The organism is Sphingomonas lacunae, assembly GCF_012979535.1.
Taxonomy (GTDB): Bacteria; Pseudomonadota; Alphaproteobacteria; order Sphingomonadales; family Sphingomonadaceae; genus Sphingopyxis; species Sphingopyxis lacunae.
In genome coordinates, this window is the sequence record NZ_CP053015.1 from 2,570,547 (window position 1) to 2,587,620 (window position 17,074).

The window sequence follows — 17,074 nt, forward strand, 5'->3', positions numbered from 1 at the left end:
TGCCCCTTTGTCCGTCAGGGAACCAGCCAGCGACCGTGCGGCACGCCGCCTTCCCATTCGACCAGCGCTCGGCGGTGACCGGCCTGGGCCAGGCTGAACCAGTCCATGCAATCAATGCGTACCATCAACACGGCGAAGTTCGTTCGACCCGGCGCCACCTGATCCTCGCTCGGCTTGCGCCCCTCCACTTGCGTGGGCAGTCCGGATGTAGGCACACCGCTTTGCGAACCCGGCCCTTGCTCCGCCAGATAACAGCGACGGGCAAACAGACTGCTCTCAGCCCAAGCCGCATCAGCTTCGGGACCATCGCTGACCACTCGGCCAAGGCCGCTCATCCGCAACTGCACCCGCGCATCAGCTTCGTAGGCGAGGATGTGCACAGGGGCGCCATCACCTATCTGGTCCACCTTGGGTGATCGGATATCGGTGTGGAAACGCAGCAGCCGGCGATCACGATCGGCTTCTCGCAGCACCATGACCCGCTGGTCAGGTAAACCATGCTGATCAATGGACGCGACCACAGGTGTGTGCATCATCGAACGGCGGTTGGAAGCGCCCTGTTCCAGCAGGTCCCAGCCTGACCGGATAATGGATGCCAGATCATCGCCGAGCACCGCGGGTCAGCTCACTGGGGAGAACTGGCCGCAGGTCTCGTCAAGCACGTGCAGTTGGCCCGAGGCAATGGCGAACCAGGCGCCATGCAGCTTCAGCACGCCTTCACGCTCACGCTCGGCGATAAATGGAAAACTCCGCAAATTGGAGAGACTGACCTTGATCGCCTCATGTTCCAGCGCCAGTTGCAGGTCGTCATGCTCATGCTGATGGGCCAGCACATGGTCACGCGCTTCGCTGACAATGCCCATCCAGTCGTCAATGAAACTGTGTCCCGGCGTGCCGAGATCGCCCCCTTGAAGGGCAGCCTTGATGCCGCCGCACTGTCCGTGACCCAGCACGACGATATGCCGCACACCCAGGCCCACCACGCCAAATTCTATCGCGGCAGATGCGCCATGCAGCCCGCCCCCGGTTTCGTAAGGCGGAACCAGATTGGCGACGTTGCGCAGGGCAAACACCTGTCCCGGCACCGTGTCAAACACCGTCGCCGGGTCGACCCGGCTGTCGCAGCAGGAAACGATCATCACCGGAGGCGCCTGTCCTTCACTCGACAGGGCGTCATAGCGTTCCTTTTGCGCCGTGTAGGAGGAAGAGCGAAAGCGACGGTAACCGTCGACCAAGGCAGCAAATTCAGGCATGGACGGGCTGCTAGACCATCGGGTCGGGGATGACAATGGCGGGGATGGTTGCTAAGGGCGCCGCCATGGCCGAAGCAGATCCCCTATCGCCCGCCCCCGCCGCTCCCCGCCCGGAACGGGTCCGCAAGCCTGACTGGATCCGCGTGAAGGCCCCTACCAGCGCTGGGTTCAATGAAACCCGACGGCTGATGCGTGATCTCAACCTCGCGACCGTATGTGAAGAAGCGGCATGCCCCAATATTGGCGAGTGCTGGACCAAGAAGCACGCGACGGTGATGATCCTCGGCGATACCTGCACCCGCGCCTGCGCCTTTTGCAACGTCAAGACGGGGATGCCGCGCGCGGTCGATCCGCTCGAACCGGAGCATGTCGCCACGGTTGCCGAGACCATGGGCCTTGAACATATCGTCATCACCTCGGTTGACCGTGATGACCTGCCGGACGGGGGCGCCGGTCAATTCGTCAAGGTGATCGAAGCGTTGCGCCGCCGCGCGCCAAAGACAACCATCGAGATCCTCACGCCGGACTTCCGTAACAAGCCATTGTCGGCAATCGAGGCGATCATCGCTGCCAGGCCCGATGTCTACAATCATAATCTGGAGACGGTGCCGCGCCTCTATCCGACGATCCGGCCCGGTGCCCGCTATTATGCCTCGCTGCGTCTGCTCGAAACGGTCAAGCGGCTTGATCCCTCTATCTTCACGAAATCGGGCATCATGCTCGGGCTCGGCGAAGAACGAATGGAGGTGCATCAGGTGATGGACGACATGCGCTCGGCCGACATCGATTTCCTGACCATGGGCCAATATCTGCAGCCGACGCCGCGCCACGCCAAGGTGATCGAGTTCGTCACGCCGTCGGCCTTCGATGCCTATGCCCAGATCGCCCGCGCCAAAGGCTTCCTTCAGGTTGCTTCATCGCCCCTGACCCGTTCAAGCTATCATGCCGGGGAGGATTTTGCCCAGATGAAGGCGGCCCGGGACGCCAAGCTGGCGCGCGGCTGAGGCACGACTGTGCCGCGCCACCACGAGATCCGGCATCTACCCTGGTCACCCGAACAAATGTTCGAGATGGTGGCCGATGTCGCCCGCTATGGCGAGTTTCTGCCGTGGGTCGCCGGTGTACGCGTGCGCAGCAACAGCGAAACAGAAATGATCGCCGACCTGCTTGTCGGCTTCAAGGGCCTGCGGGAGAAATTCACCTCCAGGGTTCACAAGCAGCGGCCGAACCGGATTCATGTCGATTATCTCGATGGCCCGCTCAAGCATCTCTATAATGATTGGCAGTTCCGCAGCGACGGGCAGGGCGGCTGCATCGTCGATTTCACCGTTGATTTTGCCTTTCGCTCCACCTTGTTCGAAAAGCTTGCAGGTCAGGTCTTCGACAAGGCGCTGCGCAAGATGATCGCCGCGTTCGAGGAGCGCGCCGAACAGCTTTACGCGCAGGACCGGAGCGAGTCGCTTTCCGGCAACAACAGTTCGAGCGCGAACAGCGCAGCCTGACGGCGAATGCCACTGCGCCCGCCGGATGGATCGAACTGCATTTTGACCGCATAGGCTTCATCGGGCGATTGCCCTTTCAGCACCCGTGAAAAAACCACCGTGCCTACCGGTTTGGCGGCACTGCCACCGCCGGGACCGGCGATGCCGGACACCGCTACCGCTATGTCGGCATTGCCTCTGTCCACCGCACCCGTGGCCATCGCCCATGCACAGGCCACGGACACAGAACCGAATGTTTCGATGATCTCCGGGCTGACACCCAACAGTCGCTGCTTGGCCTCGTCGGCATAGGTGACAAAGCCGGCCAGCAGCACATCCGAGCTACCCGCAACATCGGTAAGAGCCGTCGCTATCATCCCGCCGGTGCAGCTTTCCGCCAGAGCAATGTGCCGGCCCGCTGCACGATTTTCCACAATCACGCGCTGCGCCAACGCATTGAGAGCGCCATCAGCATCGGCGAGCACAGTGCAGTTCATTGATTATCTCCACCATCGGGCAGCCGCACCGTAACCACAGCCTGCGCCGCAATCCCTTCGCCCCGCCCGGTAAAGCCGAGTCGCTCGGTCGTGGTCGCCTTTATGCTCACCCGCGCAACAGGCAAGCCCATGATTGCGGCAATACGCTCACGAATTGCTTGTCGGTGGGGGCCGACTTTGGGCGCTTCGCACATCACTGTTGCGTCAACATGCTCGATGCGCCCGCCACAGGCAGCCACCAACTCACAGGCATGCGCAAGAAACCGGTCCGAAGATGCCCCGCGCCACTGCGGGTCACTGGGCGGGAAATGCTGCCCGATGTCACCATCGCCAATCCCGCCGAGCACAGCGTCGGTGATCGCATGTAACAGCACGTCGGCATCGCTGTGCCCCTCAAGCTTGCGGTCATGGGGGATCAACAGGCCGCCCAGCCAGACACCATCCCCATCAATGAGCCTGTGCACATCAAAACCCATGCCGACCGCCGTGCGCCACTGTCCGGCGCGCGGGGCAGGGCAAAGCATCGCCTCGACCTGCTCCAGATCACCCTGATGGGTCACTTTTTCCAGCTCGCGCCGGCCTTCAACCATTGCCACGGCCCTTCCCAAAGCCCGGATCATTTGCGCATCATCACTCGCCGACGCACCCTGCCACCCGGCATGGGCAGCGCGAAGGGCCGTCAATCGGAAAGCCTGTGGTGTCTGAACACGCACCAGCGCCGATCGATCCACTACATCGCCCAGATCCGGGCCACACAGTGCCAACGTATCCGCAACCGGCAGCACGGGCACCGCGCCATCGACAGTCGCATCGGCAAAGGCGGTCAACAGGCGGTCAATCGTCGCGCTGTCCAGACCGGGGCGGGCGGCGTCATGAACCAGCACCAACCCGGCCAGTTCCTCGTCGAGCCCTGCCAGACCCGCTGCAACCGAAGCCTGCCGGCTGTCGCCACCGGTCGCCCAGCAAAGCGTAAGGCCGGACAAGGCGGCCTCGGCCATCGCTCGCGCTTCATCTCCCGGCGGAATGACAATGGTCAACCCGGCACACAGGGGGTGCGACAGCATGGCCTCGGCACTCCAGCGCACAACGGCCTTGCCACCCAGCAACGCATATTGCTTGGGCACCGACAAGCCGGCTCGTTCCCCACGGCCACCGGCGACAATCACTGCATGAAAGGAGTTTTGCTGCATCATGAGCCCGCGCCTCTACCCTGACCAGCGCAACAGTGAAAGCCTTGCCTTGGGGGACCCCCAGACTTTGTCTTGTGCAGCGCGGCATAAAGCTTTACGGCTCTGCCTGTTTTTCAGGCAATTCGACGACGATGACACGCATGGCCCCTTTGTCCCCCATCTCCATTGGTCCGGTGACCATCGATGTGCCGGTCATTCTCGCGCCGATGACGGGCGTCACCGACATGCCCTTTCGAACACTCGTCCGTCGCTATGGGTCAGGCCTCAATGTTACGGAAATGATCGCCAGTGAAGCGATGATCCGCGAAACGCGCCAATCCCTGCAAAAGGCCGCCTGGCATGCCAGCGAAGATCCGGTGTCGATGCAACTGGCCGGATGCAGCCCGACCGCCATGGCAGAAGCAGCCAGGCTCAACGAAGATCGCGGCGCCGCCATCATCGACATCAACATGGGCTGTCCGGTCAAGAAAGTGGTCAACGGCGACGCCGGATCGGCGCTGATGCGGGACCTTCCGCTGGCCGCCAGCCTGATAAAGGCGACGGTGAAGGCCGTATCTGTGCCGGTTACTGTCAAGATGCGAATGGGCTGGGATCACAGCAGCCTCAACGCCCCCGAGCTCGCCCGCATTGCCGAGGATCTGGGCGCAAAAATGATCACCGTCCATGGCCGAACCCGCAACCAGATGTACCGCGGCGAGGCCGACTGGGCCTTTGTCTCCAAGGTAAAGCAGGCGGTTTCCGTCCCGGTCATCGTCAATGGTGATATTTGCTCGGTCGAGGACGCCCGCACCGCACTGGAACAGAGTGGTGCCGATGGCGTGATGATCGGTCGCGGCTGCTATGGTCGCCCCTGGCTGCTGGGTCAGGTCATGCGCGCGCTTCAGACCGGTGAAACGCCGGCCGACCCCGGCATTGATGAACAATATGCCCTGATCGTCGAACATTATCGGGCAATGATTGATCATTACGGAGAGCGCACTGCGGTGCCTATCGCCCGCAAACATCTCAGCTGGTACACGCGCGGGCTGCATGGCTCGGCGGACTTCAGGAACAAGGTGAACCAGATTCCCGATGCCCGCGACGTGCTTGATGCTCTGGCGCGATTCTATGAACCCTATCTCGCGCGACAGGCTGCCTGAGAGTGATCAAGCCGGTGGCCGACAGCAAAGACGCTGCCCATCAGCCGGCGATGAGCGACCTGCTTCAGGCGCACCCGGTGGCCACGTTGCTTATCGACGGCCAGGGCACGATTGTCGAAGCCAATCAGGCTGCCGAGGCACTGTTCAATCGCGCGCGTGCAGCCCTGATTGACCGGCCGGCCGGTTCGGTAATCATCTGGCGCGAAGGAGAGGGGCTGTCCCGGATGCTGGCCGAACCCGGCAAAAGCGTCTGGGCCTATTCGGTCGAACTGTCCATTCACGCCGACTCCAACCTGTTTGCCGACATCGCCCTTGGCCCCATCAATCCGGCGGGCGGATGGCGAGTCATGGCCATTCACCCGGTGCCGAAGGGCGGCAGGATGCCTTTCCGCCGTCCGGGATCAGCCGCCCGCTCGGCCGGAGCCGCGGCCGCGATGCTGGCGCATGAAATCAAGAACCCGCTTTCGGGTATCCGCGGCGCGGCCCAATTGCTGGGCAAGGGCAGCGATGCCAACGCATCGGCCCTTTCACGCCTGATCTGCGGGGAAGTGGACCGCATTGCCGGTCTGATCGATTCAATGCAGGGCTTCACCCGCGATCAGGCGCTCAGCCGCACGTCGATCAACATCTATCCAGCTATTGGCCAGTCGCGCGGGATTGCCGCCCAGGGCTTTGCCAATGGCGCCCGGTTCATCGAGGAATTCGACCCCTCGCTGCCACGGGTGCTCGGCAATCATGACGCCTTGGTCCAGATCCTCATAAACCTGATCAAGAATGCGTGCGAAGCAGCGAGCGATATCTCCAAACTGCAAATTCGCATCGCCACCGCTTATCGCCATGGCCTTTCATGGGACGCGGGTGATGGTCGGGGACATCAGCCCCTGCCGGTTGAAATCATGGTAGCCGATAATGGCCCTGGCGTTCCTGACCATCTTGTCGATGCCCTGTTTGATCCCTTTGTCACCGGCAAAAAGGACGGGCAGGGACTTGGTCTGGCTCTGGTCGACAAGCTGGTCCGTGACATGGGCGGTGTCGTCCAGCATGACCGTACCGCTGGATGGACCCGCTTCCGCCTGCACCTGCCAGTGGCCGTCGATCCGCCAGCGGAGAGCAATGAATGAGCATGTCGGGCGCGCACATCCTGCTTGTTGAGGATGACAATGCCATTGCCACCGTGATCCGCGTCGCCCTCGAATCCGAAGGGGCGCAACTGGACGCGGTGGACAATCTTGCAGCGCGGGACGCAGCGCTGACCGCGAGCCGCTACGACGCCATCGTCACCGATGTCATCCTACCTGATGGTAACGGGCTTGCCGGGCTGCGCGAACTGCGTGACGCCGGGGAACGCCTGCCGCCGGTCATCGTCCTGTCGGCCCAGAACACACTCGATACGGCGGTTCGCGCGTCCGAAGAGGGCGCATTTGACTATCTGCCCAAGCCATTCGACCTTGATGAACTTGTCGAAGCCTTGCGGGCTGCGCTGCGCCGCGGCGATGACAGTGAGCGGGCGGGGGAAGGGGAGGCCAATCTCTCCGGTCTGCCGATCATCGGTCGCGCGGCGTCGATGCAGCATGTCTATCGGACATTGGCACGGGTTGCCCCCACCGACCTTTCCGTCCTCATCCTTGGGGAATCGGGCACGGGCAAGGAATTGGTGGCGCAGGCAATCCATCACAGCAGCCGTCGCCGCACCCGGCCCTTTGTCGCGGTGAACATGGCCGCTATCCCGCGTGACCTGATCGAATCCGAACTGTTCGGCCACGAAAAGGGCGCTTTTACCGGTGCGATGGCGCGCACCAGCGGCAGGTTTGAACAGGCCGAAGGGGGTACCCTGTTCCTTGACGAAATTGGCGATATGCCGATCGAAGCCCAGACCCGTTTGCTCCGGGTCCTGCAATCGGGGGATTTTTCCCCGGTCGGTTCATCGCGCGTCCTGCGGGCCGATGTCCGCATCATTGCTGCGACCAATCAGGATCTGATGGCCCTGGTTGCCAGCGGACGTTTCCGCGAGGATCTCTATTACCGGCTCAACGTCATTCCCATTGCCTTGCCTGCCTTGCGTGACCGGCGCAGCGACATTGCCCTGCTGGCCGATCATTTCCTTGCGCAAGGGGCAGGTGTAGGCCTGCCGCGCAAATCCATCTCGCGGGATGCATTGGCGGCGCTCAGCGCTCATGACTGGCCGGGCAACGTTCGCGAACTGGGCAATGCCATGCAGCGCCTGGCCCTGCTGACCCGCGGAGAACGCATCGGCAAGGAGGATGTCGTGCGCCTGCTCGGGCAGGGAAGTGGCGCCGGCGGCGCTGATCTCGCGGTGGTTGATCCCTCCGATGCCCTTGTCACAGCCGTACGGCTGTGGCTGGACAGCGGGCCAGCCCATGAGGCGGCAGAGAATGGCGATCTGCATGGGCGCCTGGTCAGCCTTGTGGAACAGGTTGCCATTGAGGCCATTCTGGAACAGACCGGCGGCAATCAGCTCAAGGCTGCGGCGATCCTGGGTATCAACCGCAACACACTGCGCCTCAAACGCAAAGGTGGCTGAACCGGCGGAGCAGGGTCACCGCCGTTGAACCGCCCCTACCATACGATGAAATACCACACTGTTGCCGCGATGGCACAGAAACTGTGTTTTGCACGCAACAGATATGCGGTAGCGTTGCAACAATGACTGCCGAATCCACACCTGTTGAAGCCACAGAAGGCGCCGCAGTCACCGGTGCCTCATGGCCGGATGCGGATGACGGCATGACGTCATTGCCGGGCGACCCCGGCATAACACCCCGTCACTGGACATATTGGGCCGAACCGCTGGTTCTTCTGCTGCTGGCGCTGACCGGCATCGCCACCGCCTTCATCATCCCCAATCTGGGCCATCAGTCGCTGCTCTCCCCGCTCACGGTGGCATCATTGTTGGTCGTCAACCTGTTGCCGGCGATGGCCCTGCTTGTCTTGCTGGGTCGCCGCATTGCCCGCCGCCGGGCCAAGGCGCGGGGAGGGGGTGAAGCGCGCCTGCACACCCGGCTCGTCGCGCTCTTTTCGGTCACCGCCGCAGCGCCGACGATGATGGTGGTCATCTTCGCCTCCTTCCTGTTCCAATCCGGTATGGATTTCTGGTTCTCGGAACGCTCGCGCGGCATGTTTGAAAATGCGGTCAGTGTGGCCCAGAATTTCTTCGAAAATGAAAAGCGGGACGTCGGCGCCAACGCCCTCGCCATGGCCACCGACCTGCGTAACGAGCTCGCCCGGTCGAACATCGAAAGCGACCAGTTCTACGACTTCTATGTCCAGCAGGTGGTGGTTCGCGAGCTCAGTGAATCGGCCATCATCGAGATTGGTCCAGATGGCATTCCCCGGACTGCTGCCTTGATTGATCCGGACAATCGCGCTGCCGAAACCCGCCTGCCGCCTGCCACCATCCGCCGCCTGATGCGTGGCGAGCAACTTGTCGCCGGTGAAACAGGTGACGGGGTAGAGGCCGCCGTCCGGCTGCTGCCTGAACGGCCGATCTTCCTCTATGCCGCGCGTGGCTCCAGCCTGCTTGGCCTGGAATCGGTGCGCCGTGCCCGTTCGGTCTTTGCTGACTACAATGCGTTGTTCGACCGCTCGCGCGATCTCCAGTTCCGCTTCATCCTCGCCCTCTACCTTGGTTCGCTGGTGCTCGTGGGTCTGGTCATCGCGGTGGCGATCATTGTCGCCGACCGCATCGTAAAGCCGATCGACGAACTGGTCACGGCAGCCCAACGCATCTCGGCCGGCAATCTGGAAACCAGGGTCCGGTCGCCGAGGGGGAGGCCAGACGAGATCGCCATGCTCGCCGGCGCTTTCAACCAGATGACTGAAAGGCTGGGCGAACAGACCCGCGACCTGCTCGACGCCAACGAGCAGATAGAAAACCGCCGCGCCTTCATCGAGGCCGTCCTGTCCGCGGTTGCATCCGGCGTCATATCGCTCGACGAGCAACGTCGCATAAGGCTGGTCAACGCCTCTGCCGCGCGAATGCTCCGCCGCGAGGCCACATCGCTTGTCGGCATGCCTTTGACCGACGTAGCACCGGATCTCGACGATTGGATCGACGCGGGCGGACATGAGCCGGTGATGGCCATTTCTGTCGACGGTGACGCCCGCACCTGGGCAGCCAAGGTGGTCAGCGATGAACATGGGCAAGTGCTCACTTTCGAGGACATTACCCAGCAACTCTACGATCAGCGGCGAGCGGCATGGTCCGACGTGGCGCGACGCGTCGCCCATGAAATCAAGAATCCCCTGACCCCTATCCAGCTTGCGGCGGAACGGCTCCAGCGGCGCTTTGGCAAGACAATCGCTCAGGATGAGGAAACGTTCCGCAAACTCACGTCCACCATTGTCAGGCAGGTGGGCGATTTGCGCCGGATGGTCGATGAATTTTCAAGCTTCGCCCGCATGCCCAAGCCAATGTTCCGCGCGGAAAATCTGGGCGATGTTCTGCGCCAGAGCGTCTTCCTGCAAGAGGTAGCAAAGCCGGAAATCAGCTTTACCGTGGATCTGCCTGACCAGTTGCCCATGCTCGTCTGTGACCGTCGGCTGCTGGCCCAGGCATTCACAAATATTGTCAAGAATGCCGTGGAGGCGATTGAAAGAAGCGGTAAACCGAACGGCGAAATTATCACGAAAATCGCGTCATCAGACTCAGGCAACAGCTTGTTGGTCACCTTTACGGACAATGGCGTCGGCCTGCCAGCCGAACGACACACCATTGTCGAACCTTATGTCACTACGCGTGAAGGTGGCTCCGGGCTGGGTCTCGCCATCGTCAAGAAGATCATCGAAGAGCATGCTGGAGAGCTCGCCTTTGATGATCGACCCGGCGGCGGCACCATCGTTACTGTTACACTTTCTCCTGAGCAGCTGGACCGTCTCGGCGCGGAAGACGGAACCGCACAATCGCTGCGGACCAAAGGAAAGGACGCATAATGGCGCTCGACATATTGGTCGTCGATGACGAAATGGACATTCGCGAGCTCGTTGCCGGAGTCATGGAGGACGAAGGCTTTACCACGCGAACTGCTGCCAATAGCGACGAAGCACTGGCTGCCCTGAGTGAGCGCCGGCCCTCTCTGGTCCTGCTCGACGTCTGGCTTGAAGGGTCTCGCCTGGACGGACTTGACCTGCTCGACGAAATCAAGCGGCGCGACGCCACCATACCGGTGCTGGTTATCTCCGGGCATGGCAATCTCGATACCGCGGTGGCCGCGATCCGCCGTGGTGCGACCGATTTCATAGAAAAGCCGTTCGAGGCTGAGCGCCTGCTCTATCTGGTCGGCCGAGCGACAGAAACGGAGCGCCTGCGACAGGAAAATATGCTGCTCAAGGCCCAGTTGGGCCAAACCGACGAGCTGCATGGCGTTTCCCCGGCGATCAACAATGTGCGCGCCACATTGAAGCGGGTCGCCTCGACCGGTAGCCGGGTTCTGATTTCAGGACCCTCGGGCGTGGGCAAGGAAGTTGCCGCCCGCCTGTTGCATAATTGGAGCGGCCGCGCGCAGGCACCCTTTGTTGTCGTTGCATCTGCCAGCATGGAGCCCGAAACGGTGGAAGCCGAATTGTTCGGCAGCGAACGCGATGATGGCTCGGCGGTTCCTGGTCTGCTCGAACGCGCGCATGGTGGCACGCTGTTTCTTGACGAGATTGCGGATATGCCGCTGACCACGCAGGGAAAGATCCTGCGCGTGCTGACCGACCAGAGCTTTAGCCGGGTCGGCGGAACCCGTCAGGTCAAGGTTGATGTACGCATCGTATCCGGCTCGGCCCGCAATCTTGAAGAGGAAATGGCGGCCAAGCGCTTTCGCGAAGACCTGTTCTACCGGCTCAACGTCGTGCCTGTGCACTTGCCACCACTGGCCGAGCGCCGCGCAGACATAGCCGTCCTTGCCCGCCATTTCCTTGAGCGACTGGCAGCGGAAAGGCGGGTTCCCAGCCCGGAGATTTCGTCCGACGCCATGGCCGCCCTGCAAGCCTGCAATTGGCCCGGCAACGTCCGCCAGTTGCGCAACGTGATGGAGCGGGTGATGATCCTGGCGCCGCAGGCACGGCTTGCCTGTATCGAAATTGACATGTTGCCGCCCGAGGTCCTGGGGCAGGAACAGGATGGCGGTCGGACCACAACCATGCTGATGGGAGCGTCTTTGCGTGAAGCCCGCGAAGCCTTTGAGCGCGAGTATCTGCGCGTACAGATCCGCAGATTTGCCGGCAACGTCTCACGCACAGCCAGCTTCATCGGCATGGAACGATCGGCCCTTCACCGCAAATTGAAGCTGCTTGGACTGACAGACGATCGCCTCGAATAGGTGAGGGCAGGGACTGCTGGCGTCGGTCGCATGGCATCCGATGGGAGAGGCCAACGCCAACGCGATGACCGCGGACTGGCACGCAATCAGCGGACACAATCCTGTCCATTCAACCAATTGCGTAACGCCGTAAAGCTGCTATCTTCTAGTGCAGTCCCGTCGATAACTAAGTCGGGCTGACAACGGTATGACGGAAAACCGCAGCCGATCGCAGCGTGCAATCCCGGCGCTGCCAATAAGAGGGCAGATAAATGAGCAATAAAGCCAATAACCTCCAGGATATCTTTCTCAATCAGTTGCGGCGTACCAAAACCCCGGTGACCATGTTCCTGGTCAAGGGTGTCAAGCTCCAGGGCATCATCACCTGGTTTGACAATTTCTCGGTCCTGCTTCGCCGCGATGGCCAGTCACAGCTGGTTTACAAGCATGCCATTTCCACCATCATGCCCGGCCCGGGATTTGATGCGGCACCTGTCCATGAGGCCTTTGGTGAAGGCGGCGCCAAGTCCAAATTGTTGCAGGAAGTATTTCTCTCCGCGGTTCAAAAGTCCGGCCAGCCGGTCACGATGTTCCTCGTCAATGGCGTGATGCTCCAGGGCGAGATCGGTGCCTATGATCTCTTTTGTGTCATGCTCGAAAGGGATCGTTCCGCGCAGCTGGTGTACAAGCATGCGATCTCGACCGTGCAACCCAGCGGCGCCATCAACCTGAATGTGCAGGACGAGGACGGAGAGGCCATCGACGGTTGAGCTTTTCCGCTGACCGTGAGGAGGTAACGCGCGGCGCGCGCACCGCCATACTCCTTCCCGAACTGCCGGCTGCGCATGGCCGCGTTCAGCGCCGTGACCGCGAACCGCGTATCGAGGAGGCGAGGGGCCTTGCACTCGCCATCGGCCTTGATGTGGTGGTTTCCCATGTGGTCACTGTGCGCAAGGTGCATCCCGCCACCCTGCTTGGCTCGGGGCAGGTGGAAGCTTTCGGCCATATGGTCGAGGATAATGACTGTGAACTGGTCATCGTCGATGGTGCGTTGACGCCGGTGCAACAGCGCAACCTTGAAACCGCGCTCAAGGCCAAGGTGATCGACCGAACGGCGCTGATCCTCGAAATCTTCGGTGAGCGCGCGGCGACCGCCGAAGGCCGGCTTCAGGTCGAACTGGCCCATCTCGATTATCAGCAGGGACGGCTGGTGCGCAGCTGGACTCACCTTGAACGGCAGCGCGGCGGCTTCGGCTTTCTGGGCGGACCCGGCGAAACGCAAATCGAGGCTGACCGGCGAATGATCCGCGACCGCATGGCGCGGCTGCGCAAAAGCCTGGAGGATGTTCGGCGTACACGCGCCCTGCATCGTGAACGTCGCAAGCGCGCACCATGGCCGGTGGTCGCTCTCGTCGGCTATACCAATGCCGGGAAATCAACGCTGTTCAACCGGCTGGCTGCATCAGCTGTCATGGCTGAGGACCTCTTGTTTGCCACGCTGGACCCGACCATGCGGCAAATACCGGTGGACGGGTTGGGCAAGGTCATCCTGTCCGATACGGTCGGTTTCATTTCCGACCTGCCGACCCAACTCGTCGCGGCTTTCCGTGCCACGCTGGAAGAGGTGGAATCAGCCGACCTGCTTCTCCACGTCCGCGATATCAGCCACCCGGACAGCGAGGCTCAGCGCGACGATGTGCTCGATGTCCTGGGTGACCTTGGCATAGGGCCACGTGCCTTTGACCGGGCAGGGGAGGAAACACCGACCGATGCCGGCCCGCCAATCATCGAAGTCCATAACAAGATTGACCGACTCACCGGTGACGCCCGTTCCGATGCCGAGGGCCAGGCCCATCGCGAAGGGGCCATCTTGCTCTCCGCCTTGACCGGCGAAGGGATTGATCAGCTCCTGCTGCGCCTGACCGATGCCTTGGGCGGCAGCGAGGTCCAGCGCCACCTTGTCATCCCCTCTGCAGATGGAAAAACGCGCGCCTGGCTCCATCGCAACGCGGTGGTCCACAGTGAACGCAGCGATGAAGAGGGGAGGCTGCACCTGCACCTGTCTCTGTCAGCTGCCAACAACGGCCGGTTGTCGCAGATGTTGGCAGAACAGCCGGATCCCAGCCGGGTATGACCGTAGGAACGTGGCTGTCGGGTCACCTGTTGCGAGGAAATGGCCCCACATTCACCGATCGGCCAGCTTGGCGCGCCGCCAGAGCGACTCCAGTTCATCTATATGCATATCATTCAATGGCTTGTCAGACATTTCTTCGACTGAACGGAAACGCCTTTCGAATTTGCGATTCGCGTCCCGCAACGCAGCTTCCGGGTCGACACCCAGATGACGGGCCCAATTGACCATGGAAAACAGCACATCGCCCATCTCGTCATGCAGGGCGTCAGGGTCATCCGCAGCCAGAGCGCATTCGGCCAGTTCCTCGTCAATTTTGGCCCGTGGACCGGATGCATCGGGCCAGTCAAAGCCAACGCGGCTGGCGCGCTTCTGCAACTTGTAGGCGCGGAGCAGGGCGGGCAGGCCCAAGGCAACACCATCCAGCGCGCCCTTTTGGCCTTCCTTGCCACGTTCTGCCGCCTTGATCGCTTCCCAATGGGCTGGCTGCCCCTCGGCTCCTGGATTGATCGCGTCGCCATAGACATGCGGATGGCGACGGACCATCTTCGCGCAAATGTCGGCAATGACATCCGCGAAGGTAAAATGCCCGGCTTCCTCCGCCATGCGGCTGTGATAGATCACCTGCAACAACAGGTCACCCAACTCGCCGCGAAGTTCTGCCATGTCGCCACGCACTATCGCATCGGCTACTTCATGCGCTTCCTCGATCGTATAGGGCGCAATACTCGCAAAGTCCTGTTCAAGGTCCCAGGGGCAGCCGCCATCCGGATTGCGAAGGTCGGCAAGGATCTGCACCAGCGATTCCACGGAATAGGGCAAAGAGGGGGGTGTCAGGGGCATTGGCCGATAAATCCGATAATATATATTATGTTAAATGATGGCAAGGGGTGGAAGAGTGGATTGCCGCTCTAACTGAGCCTCTGCATCACGGCTCAACGGTCATGATTCCCTGTTCGACCCGCCAGCCAGCCAAGCGATTTAGCCAGTCCATTCCCAGAATGTTGACGCTATTGTCCCCATCGCTGACCATCATCCGCATGTCGCGCATCTCGATCGATCCCGCGCGAATTGTTCCCACGTCCACCGGCCAGGCGTTGATTGGCCCATTGGCGGTCTGAAACACCAGCCCCGGCCTGTCCCGCCTCACAGCCAATCCCAGCTCGGCCGCTGCCGCTGTGCTCAAAAAGGATGATGTGGCACCGCTATCGATCAGAAACTCGAAAGTGCGTCCGTCGATTGTGGCACTCACCCGAAAATGCCCGTCGGATGATTGGCGGATGCGGGTAGCGCTGCCAACCACTTCCGGTGTCGTGTCTCCCAAGAGATCAACCTTGGCGCGTACCCAGAACTCTCCCAGTTCGCTTCGGAACAAAACAAGTCCATAGATGCCAACGAATAGAGCAGCCCAAATCAGCGAATAGCGAAGAAACTGACCGATCGGCATGCGGTGTGACCAGATCGAACTGGCAACAAGCACCAGCATGATGATCGCCCAAACCAACTCTGGTCCAACCACACCCATCATCCGGTAACCATTTCCAACCCGTCATAGCCGGGCTCCACACCCATCGGCAGTTCGGCAGCCAATGTGGCATAATCCATCGAACTGTCCATGTGCATCAAGACTGCACGTCCGGGGGCGCATTTACCGATCCCGTCGAGGGTCATGGCCAGATTGGGATGGGTGGGATGGGGCCTGCGGCGCAAAGCATCGACCACAAATATGTCGACCCCACGGAACAAGGATACCATCTGCGGGGTAAACTGCTGAAAATCGGTGGCATAGCCGACCGATTTGCCGGCATGGCTGAATTTCAACCCCGCACTGGTGATCCCGCCGTGAGGCATATCGACAAAATCGATCCGGATATCGCCGATTGTTAGGGCGCCCGTCATCGCTTCGCCTGTCAGTAATGCCGGATAACCGCCGTTGCCTTGCCATGCGTAACTGAACCGGTTGACCAGGCGGCGCCACGCATCGGGGCGTGCGTGGCAACGGATGGGCTTGCCTTGCGCCTGAAACAACTGGCGGAGGTCGTCGATACCATGGCAATGGTCGGCATGTTCATGCGTCCAGATGACAGCATCAATACGCGGCGCCCCTGCCGCTAACAATTGCTCCCGCAGATCGGGCGACGTATCGACCAGTATCCGTGTCGTCTCGCTTTCCACATAGAGCGACGCGCGCAATCGGCGGTTACGGGGATCAGCGGGATCGCAATTGCCCCAATCCGGGCCATTGGGCCCCAACCGTGGCACGCCTGACGAAGTGCCCGAACCCAGCAGCCTCACTTTCACGCGGCGGCCTTGCTGAACAGACGATGGAAATTGGCACTTGTGGTTGCGGCCAGTTCCTCGACAGCCTCACCACGCAATTCCGCGAGGAACCTGGCTGTATCGCTGACAAACGCTGGCTCGCAAGTCTGCCCGCGATGCGGCACCGGTGCCAGGAATGGGGCATCAGTCTCTATCAGCAGGCGGTCAGCCGGCACTGTTATCGCTGATTGCTGAAGCGCCTTGGCGTTTTTGAAGGTCACAATGCCGGACAGGGAGATGTAGAGGCCAAGGCCCAGCGCCTTTTCGGCAAAATCCTGACTTGCGGTAAAGCAGTGGATCACCCCGCTAAAGGCGCCCTTCCCCATCTCGTCGGCAAGAAGCTCATAGGTATCCTCTTCGGCGTCGCGGGTGTGCACGATCAACGGCAAGCCGCTTTCCCGCGCCGCCACAATGTGGCTGCGAAAGCTGCGGCGCTGCCGTTCACGATCCGATTTGTCATAATAATAGTCGAGACCGGTCTCGCCTATCGCAACCACCTTCTCATGCACGGCCGCCTCCAGCAGCCGTTCGGTATCGACATGCTCATGGGTATCGGCCTCATGAGGATGGATGCCAATGCTTGCCCAAATGCCATCATGCCGCTCTGCGGTGCCAACAATCGCCTGCCACTCGCTGGCTCGTGTGGAAATATTGAGCATCGTCTCGACGCCAGCCTGTCGCGCCCGAGCAATCACAGCCCCCTGATCTTCGATCAGGCCCGCATAGTTCAGGTGGCAATGGCTATCGACAAACATGGACAGT

Annotated in this window: 17 protein-coding genes; 9 read left to right on the plus strand and 8 right to left on the minus strand. The window is 61.3% G+C overall.

Annotation, left to right across the window (positions count from 1 at the left end; all coding sequences use genetic code 11):
• Positions 1–14: 14 nt before the first annotated feature.
• The gene (locus GV829_RS12285; RefSeq protein ID WP_246202869.1) at positions 15–614 is read right to left on the minus strand and encodes a PNPOx family protein; all 600 of its coding nucleotides are present in this window, start codon (positions 612–614) and stop codon (positions 15–17) included.
• 6 nt (positions 615–620) lie between these two features.
• Positions 621–1,253 (minus strand): carbonic anhydrase, encoded by a 633-nt coding sequence (locus tag GV829_RS12290; protein WP_169947087.1) that lies wholly within the window; start codon positions 1,251–1,253, stop codon positions 621–623.
• Positions 1,254–1,318: 65 nt separating this feature from the next.
• Between GV829_RS12290 and lipA the strand changes: the two genes are divergently transcribed.
• Together lipA and GV829_RS12300 are read left to right on the plus strand one after the other, a co-directional pair.
• Positions 1,319–2,257, plus strand: a complete 939-nt coding sequence (gene lipA, locus GV829_RS12295) for a lipoyl synthase (RefSeq protein ID WP_212612126.1) — start codon at positions 1,319–1,321, stop codon at positions 2,255–2,257.
• A gap of 9 nt (positions 2,258–2,266) precedes the next feature.
• Positions 2,267–2,755, plus strand: a complete 489-nt coding sequence (locus GV829_RS12300; protein ID WP_169947091.1) for a type II toxin-antitoxin system RatA family toxin — start codon at positions 2,267–2,269, stop codon at positions 2,753–2,755.
• Here the strand turns inward: GV829_RS12300 and GV829_RS12305 are convergent.
• Together GV829_RS12305 and GV829_RS12310 are read right to left on the minus strand one after the other, a co-directional pair.
• Positions 2,689–3,231, minus strand: coding sequence for a CinA family protein (locus GV829_RS12305; protein WP_169947093.1), 543 nt, complete (start codon positions 3,229–3,231; stop codon positions 2,689–2,691). The two genes, GV829_RS12300 and GV829_RS12305, sit on opposite strands and share 67 nt — an antisense overlap.
• The gene (locus tag GV829_RS12310; RefSeq protein WP_246202870.1) at positions 3,228–4,424 is read right to left on the minus strand and encodes a bifunctional 2-C-methyl-D-erythritol 4-phosphate cytidylyltransferase/2-C-methyl-D-erythritol 2,4-cyclodiphosphate synthase; all 1,197 of its coding nucleotides are present in this window, start codon (positions 4,422–4,424) and stop codon (positions 3,228–3,230) included. Before GV829_RS12310 ends, GV829_RS12305 begins: the two co-directional genes overlap by 4 nt.
• A 137-nt stretch (positions 4,425–4,561) precedes the next feature.
• Between GV829_RS12310 and dusB the strand changes: the two genes are divergently transcribed.
• From dusB to hflX, 7 genes are all read left to right on the plus strand, one after another.
• Positions 4,562–5,560 carry a tRNA dihydrouridine synthase DusB gene (dusB, locus tag GV829_RS12315; RefSeq protein ID WP_169948331.1) on the plus strand — a complete coding sequence of 333 codons (999 nt, stop codon included), beginning with the start codon at positions 4,562–4,564 and terminating at the stop codon, positions 5,558–5,560.
• Between the two features lie 14 nt (positions 5,561–5,574).
• Positions 5,575–6,681, plus strand: coding sequence for a two-component system sensor histidine kinase NtrB (locus GV829_RS12320; RefSeq protein ID WP_246202871.1), 1,107 nt, complete (start codon positions 5,575–5,577; stop codon positions 6,679–6,681).
• Positions 6,678–8,102, plus strand: coding sequence for a sigma-54-dependent transcriptional regulator (locus GV829_RS12325; RefSeq protein WP_169947095.1), 1,425 nt, complete (start codon positions 6,678–6,680; stop codon positions 8,100–8,102). Before GV829_RS12320 ends, GV829_RS12325 begins: the two co-directional genes overlap by 4 nt.
• 122 nt (positions 8,103–8,224) lie before the next feature.
• A complete protein-coding gene (locus tag GV829_RS12330; protein WP_246202872.1) occupies positions 8,225–10,510 on the plus strand; it encodes a sensor histidine kinase in 2,286 nt (761 codons plus the stop codon).
• On the plus strand, positions 10,510–11,883 hold the full coding sequence (gene ntrX / locus GV829_RS12335; RefSeq protein WP_169947097.1) for a nitrogen assimilation response regulator NtrX: 1,374 nt from the start codon (positions 10,510–10,512) through the stop codon (positions 11,881–11,883). Before GV829_RS12330 ends, ntrX begins: the two co-directional genes overlap by 1 nt.
• Positions 11,884–12,134: 251 nt before the next feature.
• Positions 12,135–12,632, plus strand: coding sequence for an RNA chaperone Hfq (hfq, locus tag GV829_RS12340; protein WP_169947099.1), 498 nt, complete (start codon positions 12,135–12,137; stop codon positions 12,630–12,632).
• On the plus strand, positions 12,629–13,996 hold the full coding sequence (hflX, locus tag GV829_RS12345; RefSeq protein WP_169947101.1) for a GTPase HflX: 1,368 nt from the start codon (positions 12,629–12,631) through the stop codon (positions 13,994–13,996). Before hfq ends, hflX begins: the two co-directional genes overlap by 4 nt.
• Before the next feature lie 51 nt (positions 13,997–14,047).
• Here the strand turns inward: hflX and mazG are convergent, their stop codons facing one another.
• The 4 genes from mazG to GV829_RS12365 all read right to left on the minus strand — a co-directional run bounded on the left by mazG (position 14,048) and on the right by GV829_RS12365 (position 17,067).
• Entirely contained in the window at positions 14,048–14,836 is a 789-nt protein-coding gene (gene mazG, locus GV829_RS12350; RefSeq protein WP_169947103.1) for a nucleoside triphosphate pyrophosphohydrolase, read from the minus strand.
• Positions 14,837–14,921: 85 nt separating this feature from the next.
• Positions 14,922–15,521 carry a retropepsin-like aspartic protease family protein gene (locus tag GV829_RS12355; RefSeq protein WP_169947105.1) on the minus strand — a complete coding sequence of 200 codons (600 nt, stop codon included), beginning with the start codon at positions 15,519–15,521 and terminating at the stop codon, positions 14,922–14,924.
• Complete coding sequence (locus tag GV829_RS12360) at positions 15,518–16,294, minus strand: MBL fold metallo-hydrolase (protein WP_169947107.1); 777 nt, start codon at positions 16,292–16,294, stop codon at positions 15,518–15,520. Before GV829_RS12360 ends, GV829_RS12355 begins: the two co-directional genes overlap by 4 nt.
• Positions 16,291–17,067 (minus strand): TatD family hydrolase, encoded by a 777-nt coding sequence (locus GV829_RS12365; protein WP_169947109.1) that lies wholly within the window; start codon positions 17,065–17,067, stop codon positions 16,291–16,293. The genes GV829_RS12360 and GV829_RS12365 overlap by 4 nt, the downstream gene beginning before the upstream one ends.
• Positions 17,068–17,074 lie beyond the last annotated feature (7 nt).